The sequence below is a fragment of the Solirubrobacter soli DSM 22325 genome, assembly GCF_000423665.1.
Taxonomy (GTDB): Bacteria; Actinomycetota; Thermoleophilia; order Solirubrobacterales; family Solirubrobacteraceae; genus Solirubrobacter; species Solirubrobacter soli.
Genome location: NZ_AUIK01000026.1, coordinates 101,494 through 122,589 on the forward strand (window position 1 = coordinate 101,494; position 21,096 = coordinate 122,589).

A 21,096-nucleotide genomic window follows, 5' to 3' on the forward strand; every position below is an offset into this window, starting at 1 on the left:
GTCAGTGTGCCGCGAAGACCACGTGTCCGTCCACCACCGTCAAGAGGACGGGAACGTCGGGCAGCTCGTCCGGGTCTGTCTCGACCGGGTCCTGGGCGAACGCGGTGATGTCCGCCCGCAGGCCCGGGTGCAGGCGACCGTAGACCTGCTCGTCGCCGTTGACCCGCGCGGCGTGGGTCGTGTAGCCGTCCAGGGTCTGAAGCGCGGACAGTGCCTGCCCCGGCAGGTACGGGACCCGGGTCGGCTCGCCCGGTGTGCGCCGCAGCCGCGCCCACGCCATCCCGTAGCGCGGGTCGAAGTCGGCGACCATCCAGTCCGAGCCGAGCGGGAGCGTGGCACCGCTGCGCACGAGGTCGCCGGACCTGAACCCACGCTCCGCGCGGCCCGCCGACAAGCCTTCGTGCCACGCGCTCGGAGCGTCCGGGTCGTCGAGGCCCTCCATGTGCAGCGGCTGCATGGAGGCCGCCACGTTCAACGCGGTGAACCGCGGAAGGTCGCTGTCGACCAGCGTCTCGATGTGCTCGACCCGGTGCATCCCGCGCCGTGGCGGCCCGGCCGCCTCGTAGGCGTTGAGCGCGCCGTTGACCGCGCCGTCCCCGACCGCGTGGGTGATCGCGCTGAACCCGGCGTCGGTGAAGCGCGCCACGAGCTCCGCGTAGCGCTCGACGCTGGGCCAGAACGGGTGCGCGTTCTCGCCGTTCGGGCCAGGATCGAGCAGCCACGCGGTGCCGGACTCGAGCACGCCGTCGAGGAAGAACTTCGCCGTCCCGGTCCGCCACAGCCGCCCGCGCTCGTCCGCCAGCCCGAGCCTGTGCTCGACCTCCTCGTCGCTGATCGCCGGCTCCTGGTGCATGGGGACGACAATCCGCAACGTAAGCTGCTTCCGACCCTCGAGCGCTCTCACATCATCGAGCAGCCACGGATCGCCGAGCATCACGTGCCCGCCCGTCAGCCCGACCGCGTTCAGGCGCCGCATCGTCTCCGCGTAGGCGTCGAGCCGCTCGTCGTCGGTCCAGTCCGGGACGACGGCGTTGACGAGGTCCATCGCCGCGTTCTCCAGCAGCGCGCCGGTCGGCGTCCCGTCCTGATCGACGACGATCTCCGCGGCCTCCTCGAACGCCCGCGCGCCGGTGATCCCGGCGCGCCTGAGCGCCTCGAACGACGCCAGCGACGTGTGCGCGTCGAAGAAGTGGATGACCGCCGGCGCGCCGTCGAGCGCCTCCTCGATCGCGTCGGCCCGCAGCCCGGACTCGTGGAACGGCTCGTAGTGCGCGCTGTGCGCGAGCACCCACTCCCCCTCCCGCGGCGCAGTCGCCAACCGCGCGCGGATCTCGTCCAACGTGCCCGCGTCGCGCAGATCGACGCCGCGCGTGAGCCGCGTCCCCCAGAACGGATGGATGTGGCTGTCCGTGAGCCCGGGCACGACCGCCATCCCCGCGCCGTCGATCACCCGCGTGCGCGGCCCGATGTGCTCACCGACGTCCTCGCCCACCGCGATCAGCACGCCGTCGCGCCACGCGAGCGCGGACGCCCACGGCCGGTCAGGATCGAGCGTGCGGATGGAGGCGCCGACGATGGCGCCGTCAGCGGCGGAACCCACCCTCGCTGTTTAGCACCTGGCCGGTGATCCAGCGGCCGTCTTCGGAGACCAGCCACGCGATCAGGCGGGCCGGGTCGTCGGGAGACGCCCACCCGAGCGGCATCTGTGCCGCGACGGTCTCGCGCAGCTCTGGGTCCGGCCAGCCGGTGTCGACCGGGCCCGGGTTGACGCAGTTGACCGTGATGCCGCGGTCGATCAGCTCGTCGGACAGGGTCGCGGTGATCGCGGAGAGGGCGCCTTTGGAGGCGGCGTAGGCGATCTCGCCGCGCATCGGTCCGAGGTTCTGGCCTGAGGTCATGAGGACGACGCGGCCGCCGGGGCGGCCGTCGTGCTGGGCGGCGAACGCCTGGACGAGCAGGAGCGAGGCACGGGTGTTGACGGCGTAGTGGTCGTCGAGCATCGCGGCGGTCAGGTCGCCGAGGCCGCCGTCGGGGCCGCTGGACGCGTGGTTGCAGACGAGGATGTCGACGTGGCCGAGCGCGTCGACGGCGGCCTGCATCAGCGTCTCAGGCGCGTCCGGAACCGCCAGGTCGAGCCCGCGGTGCGGCGGTGAGTCGAGCTCTGTGAGCACGTCGGGCAACGAATCGCCGCCCCAGGGCCGTTCGAGATCGTGCTCGACGTGGTGGTGGGCGAAGACCGCCACCCCGTCGTCGAGCAGGCGCCGCGCGGTCGCGAACCCGATCCCGGCCCGCCGGCTCACCCCGGTGATCAGCGCATTCCTCACGTTCCCACCCCTCCCACGCGTTCACCTCATCGTGCCCGATCTGCGCCGCGCACTGGAGCTCCTCGCCGAGATGGACGCGCGACTCGTCGCGGTCGGTCACGGTCGGGACGAGGCGTCGGTCGCCGCGGCGCGGGCGTTCCGAGCGACGTGGCCGCACGACATCGCCGTGGTCGTCGACTGGCCGCGCACCGCGGCGTCCTGGCTGCGCCCGGCGCAACGGCTCACCGCGGCCGACGCCGACGCATGGGTGATCGCCGACACGCCTGCGGGGTGGGCGAACATCGAGCGGCGCCTGCGCGAGACCGAGAGCTGGGACCCGATGCGTACCGTGATCCTGCGATGACGGAAGCGCTGTTCAGCCGGGAGCCGGTCGAGATCGCGCCCGGCGCGGTCCACGTGCCGGGCTACCTGGACGCCGAGCAGCAGCGGCGGCTGGTCGAGGCGTGCCGCGGGTGGGCCAAGCGCATGCGGCACACGAAGCTCCCGAGCGGTGGCGTCATGTCGGTCCAGACGGTCTGTCTCGGCTGGCACTGGCTGCCGTACCGCTACTCGCGGACGGCCGACGACGTCGACGGCGCGCCGGTCGAGCCATTCCCGGAGTGGCTGGCGGAGCTCGGCCGCGAAGCGCTGACCGCGGCGTACGGCGAGACACGCGAGTACAACCCCGACGCCGCGCTGATCAACTTCTACGACGACGCCGCCAAGCTCGGGATGCACCAGGACAAGGAGGAGCGCGCGGACGCGCCGGTGGTCTCGCTGAGCATCGGCGACACGTGCGTGTTCCGCTTCGGCAACGCCGAGACGCGCGGGAAGCCCTTCACCGACATCGAGCTGCGGTCGGGCGACCTGTTCGTCTTCGGCGGGCCGTCGCGCTGGGCCTACCACGGCGTCCCGAAGATCCTGCCCGGGACGAGCCCCGGGCTGCTGAACGGCCGCCTGAACCTGACGCTGCGCGAGACCGGCCTCGGACGCTAAGGCCAGAGCAGCGCGCGCACCAACGCGTCCGCGGCCTCGTTCTCGCCCCGCGGGTGCCAGCGCCAGCGCACCGAGCGGAACGGGCGGGCGGCCTCGAACACCGGGGCGGCGACGGCCGCGCCGCCCTCGATCGCGCGGATCGCGAGCTGGGAGTCGCAGCGCACCTCGACCTCATCGACCCCTTCCGACGCGGCCAGCTCGAGCCCGAGGACGATCGCGCGGTACTCGGCCTCCGCGGCGCTCGCGTGGCCGATCAGCGCCGAGCGTTCGAGCACGCGGTCGCCGTCGACCAACACCGCGGCGATCGCGGCGGTCCCGGGATTGCCCCGCGAGCCGCCGTCGCAGAGCAGGAGCGGGCGGTCGGCGCATGCCGGCAACGGGACCGGTCCGTGTCGCGAGGCACGCGCGAGCTGGCGGCGCTCGCCGTCCTTTAAAGTGCCGCCCTTGCGCCGAGGCTTGCGCACGAGGCCAGTATGGTCGCTGCGGTGCAGCTCCAAGTCGCCGGCCGCGAGGTGCGCATCACCAACCCCGACCGCGTGCTCGTCGACGGCGTCACCAAGCGCGACGCGCTGCGCTACTTCGCCGCCGTCGAGGACGGGATCGTCGGCGCGCTCCGTGACCGGCCGGTGATGCTCGAGCGCCGCCGCGACGGCGAGGTGTTCTTCCAGCGGCGGGTCCCGCAGGGCGCGCCGGAGTGGGTGCCGACGGTGCGAGGTCCGGACTACGAGCTCGTCTGCCCCGACGACCTCGCCGTGGTCGCGTGGATGGTCAACCTGGGCGCGGTGACGTTCCATCCTTGGCCGGTGCGACGCGGCGCCCTCACCACGCCCGACCGGTTGCTGATCGACCTCGACCCGCAGGAGGGAACCGGCTTCGCCGAGGCCGTGGCCGTCGCCCGCCTGGTGCGTGACGCGCTGACCGAGCGTGGCCTCAGCGGCGCGCCGAAGACGTCGGGCGGGCGCGGGATCCACGTCATCGTCCCGATCGAGCCCGCACCCTGGGGCGACGTGCAGAAGCTGCGCGAGGCGATCGGCGAAGCGGTCGTCGCCCGAGCGCCCGAGCTGGCGACGATGCGTCGCCTCAAGCGCGACCGCGGCGCCCGCGTGTACGTCGACTGCGGCCCGCAGACCGTCGCCTCGGCCTACTCGATCCGCCCCGGCGGCCTGATCTCGGCGCCGCTCGAATGGGATCAGCTCGACGACGTGCGACCCGAGGACTTCACCGTGAGCCGGTTCGCGCCGTGAAGCCGATGCTCGCCAAGCTCGTGGCGGACATCCCGCCCGGCCTGCTCTACGAGCCCAAGTGGGACGGCTTCCGCGCGATCGTCGTCAAGGACGGCGACGCGATCGAGATCCACAGCCGCAACACGAAGCCGATGGCGCGCTACTTCCCCGACCTGATCGCGGCCTTCAGAGCGCAGCTGCCGGATCGCTGCACGCTCGACGGCGAGATCGTCGTGGTCACCGACCGGCGGCTGGACTTCTTCGCCCTCCAGCAGCGGGTGCACCCGGCGGCGAGCCGGGTCGACCGCCTCGCGGCCGAGACCCCCGCGAGCTTCATCGCGTTCGACCTCATGCAGCTCGGCGACACCGATCTGCAGCCCGTGCCCTTCGGCGACCGCCGTGCCGCGCTCGAGCGACTGCTGCAACACGCCTCCCCGCCGCTGCACATCACGCCGCTCACGCGCGACGAGACGCAGGCCCGCGAGTGGTTCGAGCGCTTCGAGGGCGCCGGCCTGGACGGCATCATCGCCAAGGACCCGGCCCACCCCTACCGCCCCAACGTGCGCGCGATGTTCAAGGTCAAGCACCAGCGCACCGCCGACTGCGTCGTCTGCGGCTACCGGGTGCACAAGACGGCCGAGGACGCGATCGGCTCGCTGCTCCTCGGCCTGTATGCCGACGACGAGCGCGCGGCGCCCTGGGGGGAGATGTTCAGCGGGCTGCTGCCGATCGGCGCGACCGCCTCGTTCCCGATGGCGCGCCGCAAGGAGCTGCTGCTGGAGCTGCGCCCGCTCGAGATCCCCGCCGCCGACCACCCGTGGGGCGGCGCCCTCCAGCACGAGCGCGACGGCAACCGCTGGAACCCGGCCCGCGAGGCGAAGTTCGTCCCGCTCGCCCCGGAACGGGTGGTCGAGGTCCGCTACGACCACATGGACGGCGGCTTCCTGCGCCACCCCGCGACGTTCCTGCGCTGGCGGCCGGACCGCGACGCCGCCTCCTGCGGCTTCTCGCAGCTGGAGGTCGCGACGGAGTTCGACGTCGGCGAGATCCTCTAGTCACAAGAGCGCGCGAACCGCGCAATAGAGGTCTCAGAGTGCCGCCCACCGACGCGCAACTGCTCGCCCGCGCCCACCGCGACCCCGCGGCCTACGTCGCGTTCTACGACCGCCATGAGCGGGCGCTGGTCGCGTTCGTCGGCGGCATGGTGCGCGACCCGGACGTGACGATCGACATCGTTGCCGAGACGTTCGCCCGCGCCTACCAGTCGCGGCGCACGTTCCGCGAGGCCGACAGCGCCCGGGCGTGGCTGCTCGGCATCGCGCGGCACGTGGTGTTCGCGAGCTGGCGGCGTGGACGCGTCGAGGCCGAGGCGCGGCGGCAGCTGACGATGCAGGCGATCGCGCTCACCGAAGAGACGCTGGCGGAGGTCGAGCGGACGGTGCTCGAGTCCGAGGCGGCGGTCGTCGAGACGTGGCTGTCGGACCTGCCCGCGCAGCAGCGCGAGGCGGTGCGCCGGCGAGTGCTGGCGGAGGACGACTACGCGTCGATCGCGGCGGACCTGGAATGCTCGGAGGCGGTCGTGCGCCAGCGCGTCAGCCGCGGCCTGGCGACGTTGCGCAAGACCTGGAGGGCACCGCGATGACGCTGATCCCGGAGCTGCGGTCCGAGCTGGGCGCGACCCTCGAGCGCCGCACGCGCCGTCGCCGGCGCTGGATCCTCGGCCTGACGCCGGTCGCGCTGGTCGCCACCGGTGGGATCGCGCTCGCCGCGAGCGGCGCGCTCTCGAGCAAGAGCGTGCCGGCTCGGATCGGCGTCGCCCCCGCCGACGCGGACACGGGGGTCGTCGTCGACGGCACCGACCGTCTGCTCCCGATCGAGGTCGAAGGGTGGACGCTGCGGCTCTCCCGGATCGGCGAGGCCGCCTGTCTCACGCCCGAACGCGTCGGCGGCGCGAGACGCACTCCGGCCGGGATCTTCGACTGCTCCCCGCTCGACGCCGGCGACCGGCTGTTCTTCAACGAATCCCGGGCAGCCCTGCTCGACGACGCCTGCGCCCGCGACCTCACGCCCGCGTCGTGCGGCAATCCGCGCCAGGAACCGCTGCTGTACGGCGCGCTGGGGCCGGAGGCGGCGAGCGTGACCTTCGGATCCAAGACGGTTCCCGTCTCGGGCCCCGAAGGCGTGTACCTGATCGCGCCGCCGAACGCCAACGACCCCGGCGGCGCCTCCCGCTACCCGCGTGCGAAGGCCATCACCGCGATCACGTTCCGGGACGGCCGCACCTGCACGCGCGAGCAGTTCGACGCCGCGGCCTGCCCGCTCCCCGGCTTCCACCCACGGACGATCACGCTGCCCGAGCAGGCGGCGGTCGGCTCGCCGATCACCGCCACCGCCCGCCAGGGTCGCCGATTCTGGAACCTGCGCGTGCGCTTCAACGCGCGACGCGACGCCGACGGCGTGTCCGCCGGCTACGGCGTCCGGATCTTCCCGCCCACCAAGTCCGGCCGCAGCGCGATGGGGCCGGTGCGCGGCCAGGTTCGCGCGGGCGATCGCCCCGAGGTGCTCTTCCAGCACCTCAACGGCGGCGGCGAGTACCGGATCGTCGTCACCTACAACCAGGCGACCGAGCCCGGGCAGCTCCCGATGGGCAACCTGAACGCGGTCACGGTCGGGCGTGAGCGACTGACGATCCCGTGAGCGGTCGCCGCAGCACCCACGCGAGCCCGCCGCCCGCGACGGCGAGCGCGCCCGCCGTCAGGGTCGCCGCCTCGTAGGACGCCCCGTCGACCAGCGCCCCGCCCAGGGCATTCCCCGCGGCCGAGCCGGCGACGATCCCCATCACGAGCACCGCGAACGCCTCCGTCGTCGTCCCCGGCGGGGCGACGTGGTCGAGCAGCGTCGACCCGACGACCGTCGACGGCGCCAGCACGAGCCCGGCCAGAGCCAGCTGCAGGGCCAATATCGCGGGCGAGCCCGCCCGCGACAGGAACGCGAGCCCCGCGCCCAGCGCCAGCAGCAACACGGTGAGCCGGAACGCGGGCGTGCCCGGCCACGAGCGCGCACCGTAGACCACGCCGCCGGTCAGGTTCCCCACCGACAGCGCCCCCAGCAGGAGTCCACCGGCCGCGGCCGAGCCGTGCGCGGCGGCGAACGCCGGCACCGCGACCTGGACGATCCCGAGCGCGACGCCGAACGCCAGCAGCACGGCCAGCAGCGCTTGCATGCCGCCGGCGGACAGCGGCCCGAGCCAGCTCACGTCGTGCGGCTCGCCGCGCCAGCGCCGCGACGCGCCGGTCACGGAGAACGCCAGCCCGCCCGCGCTGCACAGCGCGGCGGCCAGCAGCACCGCCTCCCCGGGTCCCGCGACCTCGGTCACGACCGCGACCAGCACCGGGGCGGTCATCACCGCCACCTCGAACGTGATCGACACGAGCGCGTACGCCGCCTGGCGCTGCGCGGCGGTGCGCACGAGCTCGCCCCAGACCGAGCGCATCGCGGCCGGCACCTGCGGGAGCGTGAAGCCGCCCGCGGCCGCCGCGATCGCCATGAAGGGCGCCCCCGCGTCGGCCACCGCCACCAGCGCACCCACCGCCGCGAAGTGGGCGACCGACGCCGGCCGCAGGACCCGCCTCTGTCCGAGCCGATCCATCAGGCGCCCCTGCACCACCGCGCCGATCGCGTTCGCGAGCCCGAACGCCCCGGCGACGCGGCCGGCGACCGCGAACGACCCGGTCTCCTCGCGCGCCAGCAACAGGATCGCCAGCCCGAACATCCCGATCGGCAGCGAGCCCAGGGCGGACGCCGCCACCGGCCCACGCGCCCCCGGGAGCGTGAGGACGGCGCGGTAGCGGTCGAGCACGCGTCAGACGGTACGGCTCACCAGCCAGTGGTGCTTGCCGAGCGCCCGGACGCGTTCGAACCCGTGACGCTCGAACATCGCCAGCGTGCCGTTGTTCAGGAACGAGGCCGAGACCTTCGTGCGCTCGCCGATGTCCTCCGGGGAGCTCTCGACGACGCCGCCTCCCAGGCCCGCGATCAACGAGAGCGCTCCGCCGAGCGCGGCGTCCGCGACGCCCTGACGGCGATGGCCGGAATCGACGAAGAAGCACGTGATCCGCCAGTCCGGCGGCGCGGGCGAGCCCGCCTCGTACGCCCGCTTGAACTTGATCCGCGGCAGCTCGTCCGGCGAGCCGAACTGGCACCAGCCGACGCACGTCCCGTCCTCGAAGACCAGTGCGGCGTGGGCGTGTCCCGACCGCACCCGCTGCTCCTTCTCGGCGCGGTTGATCGCCGGCGTCTTGTGGCGCCCGACGCCCTCGGGGTGGAAGCCCATGCACCAGCACCCGCCCCAGACGCCGTTGTGGCGCTCGATCAGCGCCGCGTACGCCGGCCACGTCGCCTCGTCGAGCGCGCGCACGATCACCCCGTGACCTCGACGGTCTCGTGCATCGTCATCGGGTGCAGGTAGCAGAAGAGCTCGTAGTGGCCGGGCGTGGTGAAGGTCGTCGTGTAGGTCTGCCCGTTGCTCAACGTCGGGCTGCCGACCAGGCGCGGACCGGAGGCGAACAGCACGTTGTGCGGGATCGCGTCCGCGAAGCGCCACTTGACCGATCCCCCGGCGGGCAGCTGGATGTGCGACGGGGCGAAGCGGAGATCTCGCAGCTGCACCGTCGAGCCCGACTTGACCTGCTTCGCGCTCGCCGGGTTCAGCGAGAACGTCTCCGTGCGCCCGTCCTTGCCGATCCGGTTCAGCGGCACCGAGACGGCGGGCGGCTCGGCGCGGAACGGGCCCGGCTTGGTCAGCTCGACCGCGTCGGCAGGAAGCGGGGCGCACGCGGCCGAGGCTTTCGGCAACGCCTTGTCCGGGGCGACGTAGACGTGCGAGATCGCCATCACCCGCGGGTGTGGCGCGCTGTTGTCGTAGCCGGCGTTGAGCCTGATCACCTCGCCCTTGCGGACCGGGATGCCCGTACGCGAGAGGAAGTAGCGGGTGTCGAACGGCCCGGGCTCGTGCAGGATCGGTCGCGCGCGGTAGTAGATGTGATCCGGCATCCCGAAGTGCGGCGAGTTGTCGAGGATGCGCCGGTCGCCGCAGCGCGGCTGGGACATCCACATGTCCTTCGCGCCGCCATGCAGATGACCGCCGACCGCCACGATCCGGCCGTCGAACGGCACCCGCCAGTCGTAGGAGCGGATGTAGGTCGAGCCCGGCGCTCCACCGCCGAACACGGCGTAGGAGACCTGCGCTCCGCACCCGTTGGCGCGCACCCAGAACGGCTCGACCGGCGTCATCGAGCGCCCGGTGACGACCGTGACCGTGTACTGGATGTATGCGTCGACCGAGCGTTCGGAGTGGCTCATCAGCATCGCCGTGACCCGCCAGCGGTCCCGCTTGGCGACCCGATAGCCGTACCCGCCCGGCAGCCGCAACTCCTCGTCCTCCTCGCCGGTGCCGTAGATGGCCTCACCGGAGCCGCTCGTGCACGGCCCGAGCTCCGGACGGGTGCCGACCCGGTGGAAGACGAGGTGGTGGAGCATCACGTCGCGGATCGTGATCGCCCGCCCGCGCCGGTCCACCAGCCGCGCGCTCATGTGCGTCACGTAGCCGTCGAGCTTCGGTGCGCGCACGGCCGCCTTCGGGAAGTCGACGTTGTACCCGCCCATGTGGACCGGGCCGTAGCGGAGCGTCAGGGTGCGCGTGTCCGCCTGCGCGGGCGCGGCGAACGCCAGGAGCAGCGCCACGGCGAGCAGGAGCCGGCCCATCGCCTACGGTCGCGCGAAGGAGCGGCGCTGGAGCTCGCGCACCCGTTGCGCGAGCTCGTCGACCGGGCCTTCGACCGGCAGGCCCGGCACGACGTCGTTGATCGGCAGCGTGGCGACCGCGGGGGCCGGCACGCCGAGCTCGCTCGCCCAGCCGCGCAGTTGGGCCGACGACGCGGCGATCACGATCCGCCCGAGCCCGACCCACCCGTGGGCGGCGGAGCACATCGCGCAGTGCTCGCCCGATGTGTAGACGGTCGCGCCGGGGCGGTCCTCGGGCGCCATGTGGTTCGCCGCCCAGCGCGCGATCTCGAACTCCGGGTGGCGTGTCTGGTCGCCGCCCGAGGTGCGGTTGTGATCCTCGAAGAGCACCGTCCCGTCGGCGCCGACGAGCACCGAGCCGTACGGCTCCTCCCCGGCCTCGAGCGCGATCTCGGCGAGCTCGACGGCACGGCGCAGATGTTGGAGGTCGACATCGTTCACGGCTGCGTCGTCGACAGCGTAAAGGTCAACGTCTTCGCGTACGTCCCCGTGCGCAGCGGCTCGTTCGCGCCGATCGACTGTGCGAGCTCGATCGCGACCGGGTCGTGGGCGACCGGGGCCTGCCAGGTCTTCGCGGTCGCCGGGAGCGGCGAGCCGGCGACGAGGAGCGGCTGCTGCAGGGCGAAGGCGCCGTTGACGAGCCGGCCGGGCGCGGTCGGGCTGGGGTCCGAGACGGTCAGCGCGGCGTCGCCGCCGGTCGACAGCACGTCCGCCGCGATCGTCGCCTTGTAGGTGCGCGCGACGCCGGGCGTGAACGATCCGAAGCCGCCGCCCGCCAAGGTCACCGCGAGCGCCGGAGCGACGGAGCCACCCGTGCCGCCCGGCTCGGAGACCGCTGGCGCGGCGAAGCGCAGGACCCGGTTGGTGTACGTGTCGGCCACCAGCAGCCGGCCCTGTGCGTCGATGTCGGTGCCCATCGGGCGCGTGAACGTGCCTGCGCCGATCTCCCCGACCTGCTGCAGCTGCGCGTCGTAGGCGAGCAGGCGATTGTGCTGCGTGTCGCTGACGAGCACGCCGCCGTGGCCGTCGGAGCCGACGCCCTCGGGGTTGTCCAGCCCGCCGGCGCTCGCCACCCGCGTGCCGTCGGGCGCCAGGATGCTCACGCGGCCGGGGTCGAGCTCGGTGACCGCGATGCGGCCGTCGGCCAGGACGGCGACCGCCGTCGGGTGCGAGAAGCCGCCGAGCACCGTCCAGACGCCGGACACCGGGTCGCGCTTCTGCAGGCGGTCGTTGCGGGTGTCGGCCACCCACACGGTCCCGTCCGCCGCCACGGCGATCCCGAGCGGCTCGGTGAACCCGCCGGGAGCGGTCGACGCGCTTCTCCCGCCGAAGGTGACGACGCCGGCGATGGCCCCGTCCTGCGGGATCTTCTGGACGCGGTGATTTCCGCCCTCGGCGACCCACACGTCGCCGTTACGCGGGTCGACGGCGACCGCCGTCGGCTCCTGGAACTCGCGCTTGCCGCCGGCGCCGACCGGGGTGCCGAGGTTCGCGCTGATCCGTGCCCACGTGTCCACCCGTCCGTCGGCGCGCAGGACCTGCACGCGGTCCGCGCGGGTGTCGGCGATCACCACGTCGCCGTTGGCCTCGACCGCGACGTCGCGGGGCTGCATGAATGCGGTCGGCCCCCGCCCGTCGAGTCCGAAGCTGCGTACGTACCCGCCGTCGGGCGTGAACTCGGACACCTGGTTGAGCGAGGTGTTGGTGGCGTAGACGCGGCCCTCGGGCGAAACCGTGATCCCGCGCACGTTGTTCAGCCGCCCCGGGCCGAGGCCGGAGCCGCCGAAGCTGGTCGTGAACGCCAGCGTGCCGGCGTCCAGCCGCACCACCCGGTGGTTCTGGTTGTCGGCGACGAACAGCCGCCCCGCCAGGTCGACGCCGGTGTCGTACGGGTTGTCGAACTGCCCCGGTCCGCTGCCGAGCGTCCCGGTCAGCGCGTCGAAGGCGAGGTCGTGCGTGAGCCGCTGGATGCGGTTGTTGCGGTCGTCGGCGACGAAGACCTTGTGGTCCCGCGCCGGGTCGACCGAGAGGCCGGAGACGATGTCGAACTGCCCCGGACCGGCGCCGTGTACGCCGAACACGATCGGCGGCGAGTCTGGGAGCCCGTCGGCGCCGAGGTGGAAGCGCTGGATGCGGTGGTTGTCCTGGTCGCCGACGAAGAGCTCGTCGCCGAGCAGCGCGAGCCCGCCGTTGATCCCGGGGTTGAGCTGTCCCGGCGCCGTGCCGAGCGACCCGAACTGGCCCTCGAACTGGCCGCCGGAAGTGAAGCGCTCGACGCGCGCATTGAACGAGTCGAGGACATACACGTGCCCGCGGGCGTCGACGGCGACGCCGCCGACGCCGCCGAGCAGGCCGGTGGTCGGGCTCGCGCTCGACGACGTGGCGCCGAGGCGCCCCGGCTCCGAGCCGTAGCCGCCGAAGCGCCGCACGAAGGTCCCGTCCGCCGTGAACTTCTGGACGGTGAACGAATGCTGGTCGGCGACGTAGACGTACGGCCCGGCGGGCGCGCCGGCGCCCGGATCGGGGACGCCGGAGGCGTCATAGGCCAGCGCCTGCGGGAAACGCAGAACGCCGTCCTGGGCGACGCCGATGCTCGCGGGATCGCGCCAGTCGGGGTATCCCCAGGCGGCGGTGGTGGGCGCCGCCAGCGCGGCGGCGATCGCGATGGCAACTCCTCGACCCTTCATAGGCCGCGACGCTACGCCCACCCGGCCGCGCTGCCATCGGGTGTTCGCCCGATCTACATCCGTAGGAATGCCCTATACGGCTCTGCCGGTCTCGCGGTCGAAGTGGCGCAGCCCGGACTCGACGAGCCCGAACTCCATCTCCTCGCCCACGTCGCGCGTGGCGCGGCCCTCCTCGAAGACCACCAGCCGCGTCTCGCCCACGTCGACGCCCACGAACGTCTCCCGGCCCAGCGCCTCGACGAAGGCGACCGTTCCGCGGAACGGGCCGACCAGACCGTCACGCCACGGCCGCGTGTGCTCCGGCCGCACGCCCACCACGACCCCCTCCCGCAGCCCCGGCAACGCGCCGTCCTCGATGAACGACATCGCGGGCGAGCCGATGAAGCCGGCGACGAACCGGTTCGCGGGCCGCTCGTAGAGCTCCTCCGGCGTCCCGACCTGCTCGAGCACGCCGTGGTTCATGACCGCGATCCGGTCGCCCATCGTCATCGCCTCGACCTGGTCGTGGGTGACGTAGACCGTGGTCGTGCGGACCTCCTGCTGCAGGCGCCGGATCTCGCCGCGGGTCTGCGTGCGCAGCTTCGCGTCCAGGTTGCTCAAAGGCTCGTCCATGAGGAACACCTGCGGCTCGCGCACCAGCGCGCGCCCCAGCGCGACCCGCTGGGCCTGGCCGCCGCTCAGCTGCCCAGGGCGCCGATCCAGGTACGGCGCCAGGTCCAACACCCGCGCGGCCTCGGTCACCCGCCGCTGGATCTCCTCGCGCGGCACCTTGCGCCGTCGCAGCCCGAACGCGAGGTTGTCGAACACCGTCCACTGCGGGTAGAGCGCGTAGTCCTGGAAGACCATCGCGATGTCGCGCTCGCGCGGGGCGATCTTGTTGACCACCTTCTCGCCGATCGCGATCGACCCCGACGTGACCGATTCCAGCCCGGCGAGCATCCGCAGCGCCGTGGTCTTGCCGGAGCCGGACGGGCCGACCAGCACCATGAACTCGCCGTCGGCGATGTCGAGATTGAAGTCGCGCACCGCCTGGACCGAAGTCCCGAACGTCTTGCCGACCCCGTCGAACGTCACACCCGCCATCAGCCCTTCACCGCCCCCGAGAGCATGCCGCGGATGAAATGCCGCTGCAGGAACACGTACAAGATCACGACCGGCAGCGCCACGATCACCGAGCCGGCGGCCAACAGCGTCAGGTCCGACGTGTTGCGCCCCTGGAAGAACGAGAGCCCGAGCGGCGCCGTGCGCAGGTTCTCGTCGGACACCATCACCAGCGCGAGCAGGAACTCGTTCCAGGTCCACATGAACAGCAGCACCGTCATGGTCAACACGGCCGGCCGCGCCAGCGGCAGCAGCACGCGCCAGAGCGTGAACCACGACGACGCGCCGTCGATCCGCGCCGCCTCGACCAGCGAGCGCGGCACGCCGCGGAAGAACGCCCGCATCCAGAAGGTCCCGAACGCCACCGACGTCGCGATCTGCGGCAGGATCAGGCCCCAGTAGGTGTTGGTCAGCCCGAGGTCGCGGAAGTCGTAGTAGAGCGGGACGATGATCGCCTCCATCGGCACCATCAGCCCGAGCAGGAACACGTAGAACAGGACGTTCTGCCCCCGGAACCGCATCAGCCCGAATGCGTAGCCGGACATGATCGAGAACACGCCCGCGACGGTCACGACGACCACGGCGACGAGGATCGAGGACTTCAGGTAGGACCCGAAGTGGCCTTCCTCCCACGCGTTCTTGAAGTTGGAGAAGTGGAAGCCGTCGAAGGACCCGAAGGACGCGCCGCCGTCGGGGTTCTGGAGCGCGGTGAAGACGATCCCGGCGATCGGCAGCAGCGCGATCAGCGAGAAGACGCCGAGCACCACGTAGGCGACCGTCTGCTCGGTCCGCGACGTCATGTCGCACGCTCCGAGAAGCGGTTGATGCCGAGCGAGATCAGGAAGATGATCGCCGTCAGCGTGATGCCGACCGCCGCGGCCGAGCCGACCTGCCCGGACTGGAACGCGCGCGAGAAGACCTGGAACGCCGGCACCGTGGTCGCGTCCCCCGGGCCGCCCTGCGTCGTGACGTAGACGAGGTCGAAGTTGCGCAGCGAGTAGATCGTCGTCAGCGTCAGCGCGACCGCGATCTCCCCGCGCAGCGCCGGCAGCGTGACCGCGGTGAACTCCCGGAAGGCGCCCGCGCCGTCCACCCGCGCCGCGTCATAGAGCGAGGACGGGATCTTCTGCACGCCCGCCGTCAGCAGCACCATCGCCAGCCCGTAGTAGACCCACGTGCCGATCAGGCCGATCGACGGCAGCGCGAGGCTGAAGTCCCCGAGCCACGACTTGCCCTCGATCCCGAAGACGCCGAGGAAGCGGTTCAGGGCGCCGTTGTCGGGGTCGTAGATCATCTTCCACATGACCGCGACGACGACCAGCGCGATCACCTGCGGCAGGAACAGGATCGTGCGGAAGAGCGCCAGGCCGCGGATCCGCGCCCGCGCCATCAGCCCCGCGAGCAGCAGCCCGATCATCACCGGCAGCACCGCGTAGAAGATCAGCAGGATCAGCGCGTGCGCGAACGCGCTGCGCAACTCGGGGTCGGTGACGACCTCCTTGTAGTTGTCCAGCCCGGTCCACGTGCCGACGGTCAGCCCGTCCCAGTCGTAGAACGAGATGTACACCGCCCGGTAGAGCGGGTACAGGACGAACGTCGCGAAGACCGCGAACGCGGGCAGCAGGTAGAGGTAGCCGACGAGACGCGGCTCACCGGGGGGACGATCCTCCCGGGAGCCGCGCCACCGGCTCAGCCTTGCTTCTGGGCCCACTTATCGAAGTCCGCCTGCACGCCCTTCGTGAACGCGGCGGGGTCCTGCTTGCCCGCGAGCAGCTCCTGGATGGCGCCCGAGATGTCGTCGTAGAAGGTCGGCGTCGTGTAGTCCAGGTACGGGATCACGCCGTCGGCCTCGTTGAGCTTCTGCCAGGCGTTGGCGACGTCGACCGAGAGGCCCTCGGCCGGCGCCGGCGCGCCCTTCATCGCCGGCAGGTTGTCGGTGTCGACGAGCACCTTGGCCGCGTTGGCGTCGGTGAGGAAGTCGATGTAGGCCGCCGCGACGTCCGGGTTCTTGGCCGCGGAGGTGATCGACCACGGCAGGTCCTCGCCGCCGAGCGAGACCGGCGCGTTCGGGTCCTTGCCCGGCATCAGCATGAAGCCGACCTTGTCGCCCATCTGCTTCGCCAGGTCCGCGGTCACCCACGTGCCGGCGATCAGGTAGCGGCTCTTGCCCTTCGCGAACTGCTGCCAGGCCGGGTCGTAGTCCGTGCCGTTGAAGTTCTTGTTGAAGTAGCCCTTGTCGACCCACTCCTTGATCTTCGTCGCGCCCGCGGTGAAGTCGGGGTTGTCGAATGACGCGCCCTGCTTGGCGAAGACGAAGTCGCGGATCGCCTGCTTGTCGGCGGTCTGCCCGAGCACCGACTCGAAGTTGTGGATGCCCGGCCACTTCTCGAGGTTGCCGAACATGATCGGCGTCTCGCCCGCGTCCTTGGCCTCCTGCAGCGACGCCTCGAACTCGTCGAGCGTGGTCGGCGGCGTGGCGACCTTGTCCTTGTTGTAGAAGACGCCCACGATCTCGCCGGCCTGCGAGAGGCCGTAGAGGTCGCCGGACCCGAACTCCTTGCCGTCGGGCGAGAACGAGTTCAGCGCGAGCAGCGTCGGCGAGTAGCGGTCGTTCCAGCCGTAGACCTTCGCGTAGTCGGTCACCGGGCGGATCAGCTTCGCCTTGACCATCTCGCCCATCGTCCCGCGGCCCTGGTTGGCCTGGACGACGTCCGGGGCGTCGGGGCCCGAGACGGCGAGCTTGACCGTCTTGAGCAGGTCCTCGAACGACTTGGCCGTGCGCTCGATCTTGACGTTCGGGTACTTGGCCATGAACTGCTTGTTGAGCTCCTCGATCTCCGCGTTCTGACCGCCGCGGACGTTCTGATCCCAGACCGTCAACGTGACATCGCCGACCTTGGAGATGTCCGGCTTGGCATCGACCGAGGGTGCGGGCGTCGCCGTCGACTTCGCGGTGTCGTCCTTGGATCCGGGAGCAGAACCGCAGGCGGCCACCACCATCGCCAGCGCCAAAGCGGCGAACACTCTCCGTGCCATCACTGGTCCTCCTTCATCGCTGCTGACGGCTGTCGCACTGGCGACGCCAGCCCGTGTTCAGCGCCCTCCTCCAAGAGCGCCCTCAATGTCACCGCCCCCGCGACGGCGGTGGCGACCCTCACTGAGAGGGATGCGTATAGCACCGCCCATCGGAGGCGCTCGTTAAGCCCGGCGCCCCAATGGTCGGCCCAGACGTAGGCGGCGGCGAACAGATCGCCGGCACCGGTGGTGTCGACGGCGTCGACTTCGACGCCGGGAACGCGGACCGCGCCCTCCGCGCTCGCGGCCAGCGCGCCGTCGGCACCGAGGGTGACGATCACGACCGGGGCGGCGGTCGCCAGCTGCGCCGCCGCGGTCTCGACATCGCTCGCGCCCGTCAACAGGCGCGCCTCCCGCGCGTTGACCAGCAGCGCGCGCGCCGTGCTCAGCTCGGGTGGCAACTCGCTGCCGGCGAGCGCCCGCGCGTCGACGTCGCCGATCGACACATAGACGCGGGCGCCCGCCGGCGCGAGGGGCAAGCGGGGGATCGACAGGACGACCGCGCGCGGATCCACGGAGGCAAGCTCCTCGGCGGTCACCCCTTCCCCCGGGTCAAAGGTCGCCATCGCCCGGTCCCCGCCGGACGGCATGATCACGGTGACCGGCGAGCGGTCGACGAGCCGCCCCGACCAGCGCACGCCGTCGTCGGCGAGCAGCGAGCGCAGCAGGATGCCGACCGCGTCGTCGCCCAGCGGCGAGACCAGCGCGCTGGACAGACCAAGACGTGCGGCACCCACCGCCGTGATCGCTCCGCCACCGGGCGAGCGCAGGAAATCCGTGGCCAGCCGTTCTTCGCCCGGCCCCGGGATCTTGTCCAGGCCGGTCATCGTGAGGTCGAGGAACGCGGGCTCCGCGCAGGCGAGGTCGACGCCCGGGCTCACAGGGCCACCCCCGGGATGCCTGAAACCGGACGGCCGGTGCCGCCACGGCGCGTCTTCAGGCTCGGGCTCACGCAAAGGCCTCTTGCAGCGCGGGCAGACGGCGGCGGTAGCCGTCGAAGATCTCGCGCGCCGTGCTGACCGAGGGCACGAGCGGGTGCAGCGAGAGCGCCTTGACGGCCAGCTCGCGCGAGCCCAGCAGCGCCGCGTCGATCGTCGTGCGCTCCACGTCCTTCATCATCTCCACCAGCGCCCGCGCGTGTGCAGGCACCTGGCCCATCGCCATCGGCACCGGGCCGGCGCGGCCGACGACGCACGGCACCTCGACCACGGCGCGCTCGTCCAGAAACGGCAGCGCCGAGCGGTTGGCGGTGTTGAGGATCAGCACCTTGCGGCTGTTGAGCGCGATCGCCTCCAGCACCGCCATCGCCTCGGACTCGTAGCCCGCGTTCGTGTCGTTGTCGTGCTCGTGCTCGTCGCCCGCGGCCGAGCGTGCCTCGGCCATGTAGGTGCGCTCGCGGTCGTGGCGGGTCGCGCGCCAGTCGCCCAGGGCGTCGCCGCCGGAGCGCGCGTAGAACGCGCGCTGCTGCTCGAGCAGGAACGCGCCGCGCGAGGCGCTCGAGCCGCGGATCGCGTTGACCGTGTCCGAGGCGTAATAGAAGTAGTACAGGTACTCGTTGGGGATCATCGCGAGCGAACGCAGCCACTCGCCACCGAACAGCCGACCCTCCTCGAAGCCGTTCAGCCGCTCGTCATCCTCGAGCAGACCGTCGAGCAGCTGCGTTCCACCCGCGTCGCGGACCCCCTTCAGCCAGCCCAGATGGTTCAGACCGAAGTAGTCGAACCAGAGGTCGTCCGCCTGGCGGCCGACCGCCGCCGCCACCCGCCGGCAGAGGCCGGACGGCGAGTCGCAGATGCCCACGGCGCGGTCGCCGAGCACCTGCTGGACGGCCTCGGTGACCATCCCGGCGGGGTTCGTGAAGTTGATCAGCCAGGCGTTGGGCGCGTGCTTGGCCATCGTCTCGGCCAGCCGCACCATCACCGGGATCGTGCGCAGCGCGAAGCAGATGCCGCCCGGCCCGGTGGTCTCCTGCCCGAGCACGCCGAGCCCGAGCGGGACGTCCTCGTCGACCACGCGACCTTCGAGCTGCCCGACGCGGATCGCGCAGAACACGAAGTCCGCGCCCTCGACGGCGTCGACCAGGTCGGTGGTGAAGCGGAACGGGAGCTGCGTGCCGCGCTCGGCGGCCAGGCCCTCGAGCACCGCGCCGATCCGCTCCAGGCGGCCGCCGTCGATGTCGTGCAGCACGACCTCTTCGAGCCCGAGCCGCTCCTTCTTGTCCAGCAGCGCGCCGTAGACGAGCGGAACCCGGAACCCGCCTCCTCCGACGATCGTCAGTTTCATGCGACGGTGACCTCGATCCCGGCGGCGTCGACGGCCGAGCGCGCGGATGCCGGCAGCGGCGCGTCGGTGACGATGTGAGAGAGCGACTCAGGTCCGCACACGCGGACCATGCCGGTCATCGAGAACTTGGCGGCGTCGGCGATCAGGACGACCTCGGAGGCGCCGGCGATCATCAGCCGCTTGATCGGGACCTCGACCATCGTGGTGTCCCACACCCCGATCTCGAGATCGACCCCGCTGGTCCCCAGGAAGAGGATGTCGGACTTGATCTGGCGCAGCGAGTCCTCGGCGAGGACGCCGACCAGCGACCGGTAGTTGCGCCGCACGATCCCGCCCGGGAGCACGAGCTCGATGTCCGGGTCGGGCAGCAGCTCCTCGACCACCGCCAGGTTCGTCGTGACCACGGTGATCTTGCAGCCGTGCAGGTGGCGCGCCATCTGCAGCGTCGAGGTGCCGATGTCGATCATCACGGTCATCCCGTCCTGCACCATCGCGGCGGCCGCGCGGCCCAGGCGGTCCTTGATGTCGAAGCGCTCGACCTCGATCTGCGAGAAGCCCGGCTCGGTGCCGGCGTCGACGGCGCCGCCGTGGACCCGTTCGAGCTTGCCGTCGCGCGCCAGCGCGCCGAGGTCGCGCCGGACCGTCATCTCCGACACGCCGAAGGACTCGGCCAGGTCGGAGACATGCGCGGTCCCGTTGCGTACCGCGCGGAGGATCTCTTGGCGTCGCTGAGCGGGTAGGAGCGTCATCGCTTGGGCGGGAACAGTATTGAACAGTTCCGAGCGGACTTCTACCAGCTTCGAACGCCCACGTGCAAAAACGCCTCCCCGTTAAGGTCGGATGATCGGGGTGGGGCGGAGGGGCTGCGTCGCCTTAGAATTCAAGGCGTAGCTTGGGGCAGGTCGCCGCGGGATCGCCCATGCCCGCGCCCGGCGAGGGCCGGAAGCAGCTGGCGTAGCGGAACGCGCCGTGCCAGCTGTCGGGCAGCGTCACGTCGATCTGCGCCGTGTAGTGCCCGGCCTTGGTGCGTTCGGTCTTGGCCGTCTTGCGCATCGTCGACTTCTTCGCCTTGCGCGGGCCGAGATAGAAGTACGTCGGCGAGGTCAGCTTGACCGTCTTGGGCACCGTGTAGCGCTGGTAGAGCCGGACGACGCCGGGGCGCAGCGCACGGAAGCTCAACTCGAACGCCGGCAGCGTGTAGGCCTGCACCAGCTTCGAGGTGAGGTTCTGCGCGGGGGCGGTGACCCGCAGCCGGTGGTTGCGGTCGAGCTCGGCCTTGAAGCTGAAGTTGCCCTCGGCGTCGGTCGTCGTCCGCGCGATGACCCGGTACGAGCCCTCGTAGGGGTAGCGGCGGCCCTCGAGCACGACCTCCTGGGCGCCGAGCGGGACCGTCCCGTCCATCAGCGTGCCGTCGATCTTGTGGGTCTGGCCGTAGCGGACCGACGGCTTGGCGAGCGTCACGCCGATCGTCGGTGCGGCCTGCGCGCTCGCGGGGAGCGCGAGAATGAGAGCCAGCGTCAGTCCAACGGCGATCCGCACGTTGATGAGGGTAGCCCGGGAACTTGACACGAGCTAAATGCCAGGAATAGGTTCCCTGTTCGAAGTCGTGCGAAGAGGTGCGAGCGT

Annotated in this window: 22 protein-coding genes; 6 read left to right on the forward strand and 16 right to left on the reverse strand. The window is 71.8% G+C overall.

The window, feature by feature from the left end; genetic code table 11:
• Position 1: 1 nt before the first annotated feature.
• Together G569_RS0121155 and G569_RS0121160 are read right to left on the reverse strand one after the other, a co-directional pair.
• A complete protein-coding gene (locus G569_RS0121155; protein ID WP_028064907.1) occupies positions 2 to 1,600 on the reverse strand; it encodes an amidohydrolase in 1,599 nt (532 codons plus the stop codon).
• On the reverse strand, positions 1,584 to 2,324 hold the full coding sequence (locus G569_RS0121160) for an SDR family oxidoreductase (protein ID WP_028064908.1): 741 nt from the start codon (positions 2,322 to 2,324) through the stop codon (positions 1,584 to 1,586). The genes G569_RS0121155 and G569_RS0121160 overlap by 17 nt, the downstream gene beginning before the upstream one ends.
• 31 nt (positions 2,325 to 2,355) lie before the next feature.
• On the opposite strand from G569_RS0121160, the gene G569_RS50260 reads away from it, so the two are divergent.
• Complete coding sequence (locus G569_RS50260) at positions 2,356 to 2,667, forward strand: hypothetical protein (protein ID WP_157592196.1); 312 nt, start codon at positions 2,356 to 2,358, stop codon at positions 2,665 to 2,667.
• Complete coding sequence (locus G569_RS0121170; RefSeq protein ID WP_028064909.1) at positions 2,664 to 3,299, forward strand: alpha-ketoglutarate-dependent dioxygenase AlkB family protein; 636 nt, start codon at positions 2,664 to 2,666, stop codon at positions 3,297 to 3,299. The genes G569_RS50260 and G569_RS0121170 overlap by 4 nt, the downstream gene beginning before the upstream one ends.
• Here G569_RS0121170 and G569_RS63905 read toward each other — a convergent pair.
• Complete coding sequence (locus G569_RS63905) at positions 3,296 to 3,763, reverse strand: ribonuclease HI family protein (protein WP_169542210.1); 468 nt, start codon at positions 3,761 to 3,763, stop codon at positions 3,296 to 3,298. The two genes, G569_RS0121170 and G569_RS63905, sit on opposite strands and share 4 nt — an antisense overlap.
• 21 nt (positions 3,764 to 3,784) lie before the next feature.
• Here G569_RS63905 and G569_RS63910 point away from each other — a divergent pair, with 21 nt between their 5' ends.
• The 4 genes from G569_RS63910 to G569_RS0121195 are packed head-to-tail and all read left to right on the forward strand — an operon-like array spanning position 3,785 to position 7,219.
• Positions 3,785 to 4,543 carry a DNA polymerase domain-containing protein gene (locus G569_RS63910; protein ID WP_053226745.1) on the forward strand — a complete coding sequence of 253 codons (759 nt, stop codon included), beginning with the start codon at positions 3,785 to 3,787 and terminating at the stop codon, positions 4,541 to 4,543.
• Positions 4,544 to 4,548: 5 nt separating this feature from the next.
• Positions 4,549 to 5,577, forward strand: coding sequence for an ATP-dependent DNA ligase (locus G569_RS0121185; protein WP_245602532.1), 1,029 nt, complete (start codon positions 4,549 to 4,551; stop codon positions 5,575 to 5,577).
• 38 nt (positions 5,578 to 5,615) lie between these two features.
• Positions 5,616 to 6,164: an RNA polymerase sigma factor gene (locus tag G569_RS58540; RefSeq protein WP_028064912.1), complete on the forward strand. Its 549-nt coding sequence runs from the start codon at positions 5,616 to 5,618 to the stop codon at positions 6,162 to 6,164.
• Positions 6,161 to 7,219 carry a hypothetical protein gene (locus G569_RS0121195; RefSeq protein ID WP_028064913.1) on the forward strand — a complete coding sequence of 353 codons (1,059 nt, stop codon included), beginning with the start codon at positions 6,161 to 6,163 and terminating at the stop codon, positions 7,217 to 7,219. The genes G569_RS58540 and G569_RS0121195 overlap by 4 nt, the downstream gene beginning before the upstream one ends.
• Here the strand turns inward: G569_RS0121195 and G569_RS50275 are convergent.
• The 13 genes from G569_RS50275 to G569_RS0121260 form a co-directional block, all read right to left on the reverse strand.
• Positions 7,185 to 8,381 (reverse strand): MFS transporter, encoded by a 1,197-nt coding sequence (locus G569_RS50275; protein ID WP_053226747.1) that lies wholly within the window; start codon positions 8,379 to 8,381, stop codon positions 7,185 to 7,187. The genes G569_RS0121195 and G569_RS50275 overlap by 35 nt on opposite strands.
• A gap of 3 nt (positions 8,382 to 8,384) precedes the next feature.
• On the reverse strand, positions 8,385 to 8,945 hold the full coding sequence (locus G569_RS0121205) for a GNAT family N-acetyltransferase (protein WP_028064914.1): 561 nt from the start codon (positions 8,943 to 8,945) through the stop codon (positions 8,385 to 8,387).
• On the reverse strand, positions 8,942 to 10,285 hold the full coding sequence (locus tag G569_RS58545) for a plastocyanin/azurin family copper-binding protein (protein WP_053226748.1): 1,344 nt from the start codon (positions 10,283 to 10,285) through the stop codon (positions 8,942 to 8,944). Before G569_RS58545 ends, G569_RS0121205 begins: the two co-directional genes overlap by 4 nt.
• Positions 10,286 to 10,288: 3 nt before the next feature.
• Positions 10,289 to 10,765 carry a nucleoside deaminase gene (locus G569_RS0121215; RefSeq protein ID WP_028064915.1) on the reverse strand — a complete coding sequence of 159 codons (477 nt, stop codon included), beginning with the start codon at positions 10,763 to 10,765 and terminating at the stop codon, positions 10,289 to 10,291.
• A complete protein-coding gene (locus tag G569_RS0121220; RefSeq protein WP_028064916.1) occupies positions 10,762 to 13,011 on the reverse strand; it encodes an NHL repeat-containing protein in 2,250 nt (749 codons plus the stop codon). Before G569_RS0121220 ends, G569_RS0121215 begins: the two co-directional genes overlap by 4 nt.
• Positions 13,012 to 13,083: 72 nt before the next feature.
• On the reverse strand, positions 13,084 to 14,094 hold the full coding sequence (locus G569_RS0121225; RefSeq protein WP_028064917.1) for an ABC transporter ATP-binding protein: 1,011 nt from the start codon (positions 14,092 to 14,094) through the stop codon (positions 13,084 to 13,086).
• Positions 14,094 to 14,912 carry a carbohydrate ABC transporter permease gene (locus G569_RS0121230; RefSeq protein ID WP_028064918.1) on the reverse strand — a complete coding sequence of 273 codons (819 nt, stop codon included), beginning with the start codon at positions 14,910 to 14,912 and terminating at the stop codon, positions 14,094 to 14,096. The genes G569_RS0121225 and G569_RS0121230 overlap by 1 nt, the downstream gene beginning before the upstream one ends.
• Entirely contained in the window at positions 14,909 to 15,823 is a 915-nt protein-coding gene (locus G569_RS0121235; RefSeq protein ID WP_211233040.1) for a carbohydrate ABC transporter permease, read from the reverse strand. The genes G569_RS0121230 and G569_RS0121235 overlap by 4 nt, the downstream gene beginning before the upstream one ends.
• The gene (locus G569_RS0121240; protein ID WP_053226749.1) at positions 15,802 to 17,148 is read right to left on the reverse strand and encodes an extracellular solute-binding protein; all 1,347 of its coding nucleotides are present in this window, start codon (positions 17,146 to 17,148) and stop codon (positions 15,802 to 15,804) included. The genes G569_RS0121235 and G569_RS0121240 overlap by 22 nt, the downstream gene beginning before the upstream one ends.
• A complete protein-coding gene (locus tag G569_RS50285) occupies positions 17,148 to 18,068 on the reverse strand; it encodes a PfkB family carbohydrate kinase (protein ID WP_053226750.1) in 921 nt (306 codons plus the stop codon). Before G569_RS50285 ends, G569_RS0121240 begins: the two co-directional genes overlap by 1 nt.
• Before the next feature lie 67 nt (positions 18,069 to 18,135).
• Positions 18,136 to 19,470 (reverse strand): family 4 glycosyl hydrolase, encoded by a 1,335-nt coding sequence (locus G569_RS0121250; RefSeq protein WP_028064921.1) that lies wholly within the window; start codon positions 19,468 to 19,470, stop codon positions 18,136 to 18,138.
• Positions 19,467 to 20,219, reverse strand: coding sequence for a DeoR/GlpR family DNA-binding transcription regulator (locus G569_RS0121255; RefSeq protein ID WP_028064922.1), 753 nt, complete (start codon positions 20,217 to 20,219; stop codon positions 19,467 to 19,469). Before G569_RS0121255 ends, G569_RS0121250 begins: the two co-directional genes overlap by 4 nt.
• Before the next feature lie 124 nt (positions 20,220 to 20,343).
• Positions 20,344 to 21,009, reverse strand: coding sequence for a hypothetical protein (locus tag G569_RS0121260; RefSeq protein ID WP_028064923.1), 666 nt, complete (start codon positions 21,007 to 21,009; stop codon positions 20,344 to 20,346).
• Between the last annotated feature and the right edge of the window lie 87 nt (positions 21,010 to 21,096).

Excerpts from the sequence above, each read along its gene's own strand:
- G569_RS0121170 (WP_028064909.1), top strand. The coding sequence starts at position 2,664 with ATGACGGAAGCGCTGTTCAGCCGGGAGCCGGTCGAGATCGCGCCCGGC.
- G569_RS0121185 (WP_245602532.1), top strand. The coding sequence starts at position 4,549 with ATGCTCGCCAAGCTCGTGGCGGACATCCCGCCCGGCCTGCTCTACGAG.
- G569_RS0121195 (WP_028064913.1), top strand. The coding sequence starts at position 6,161 with ATGACGCTGATCCCGGAGCTGCGGTCCGAGCTGGGCGCGACCCTCGAG.
- G569_RS58545 (WP_053226748.1), bottom strand. The coding sequence starts at position 10,285 with ATGGGCCGGCTCCTGCTCGCCGTGGCGCTGCTCCTGGCGTTCGCCGCG.
- G569_RS0121220 (WP_028064916.1), bottom strand. The coding sequence starts at position 13,011 with ATGAAGGGTCGAGGAGTTGCCATCGCGATCGCCGCCGCGCTGGCGGCG.
- G569_RS0121225 (WP_028064917.1), bottom strand. The coding sequence starts at position 14,094 with ATGGCGGGTGTGACGTTCGACGGGGTCGGCAAGACGTTCGGGACTTCG.
- G569_RS0121230 (WP_028064918.1), bottom strand. The coding sequence starts at position 14,912 with ATGACGTCGCGGACCGAGCAGACGGTCGCCTACGTGGTGCTCGGCGTC.
- G569_RS0121240 (WP_053226749.1), bottom strand. The coding sequence starts at position 17,148 with ATGGCACGGAGAGTGTTCGCCGCTTTGGCGCTGGCGATGGTGGTGGCC.
- G569_RS0121250 (WP_028064921.1), bottom strand. The coding sequence starts at position 19,470 with ATGAAACTGACGATCGTCGGAGGAGGCGGGTTCCGGGTTCCGCTCGTC.
- G569_RS0121255 (WP_028064922.1), bottom strand. The coding sequence starts at position 20,219 with ATGACGCTCCTACCCGCTCAGCGACGCCAAGAGATCCTCCGCGCGGTA.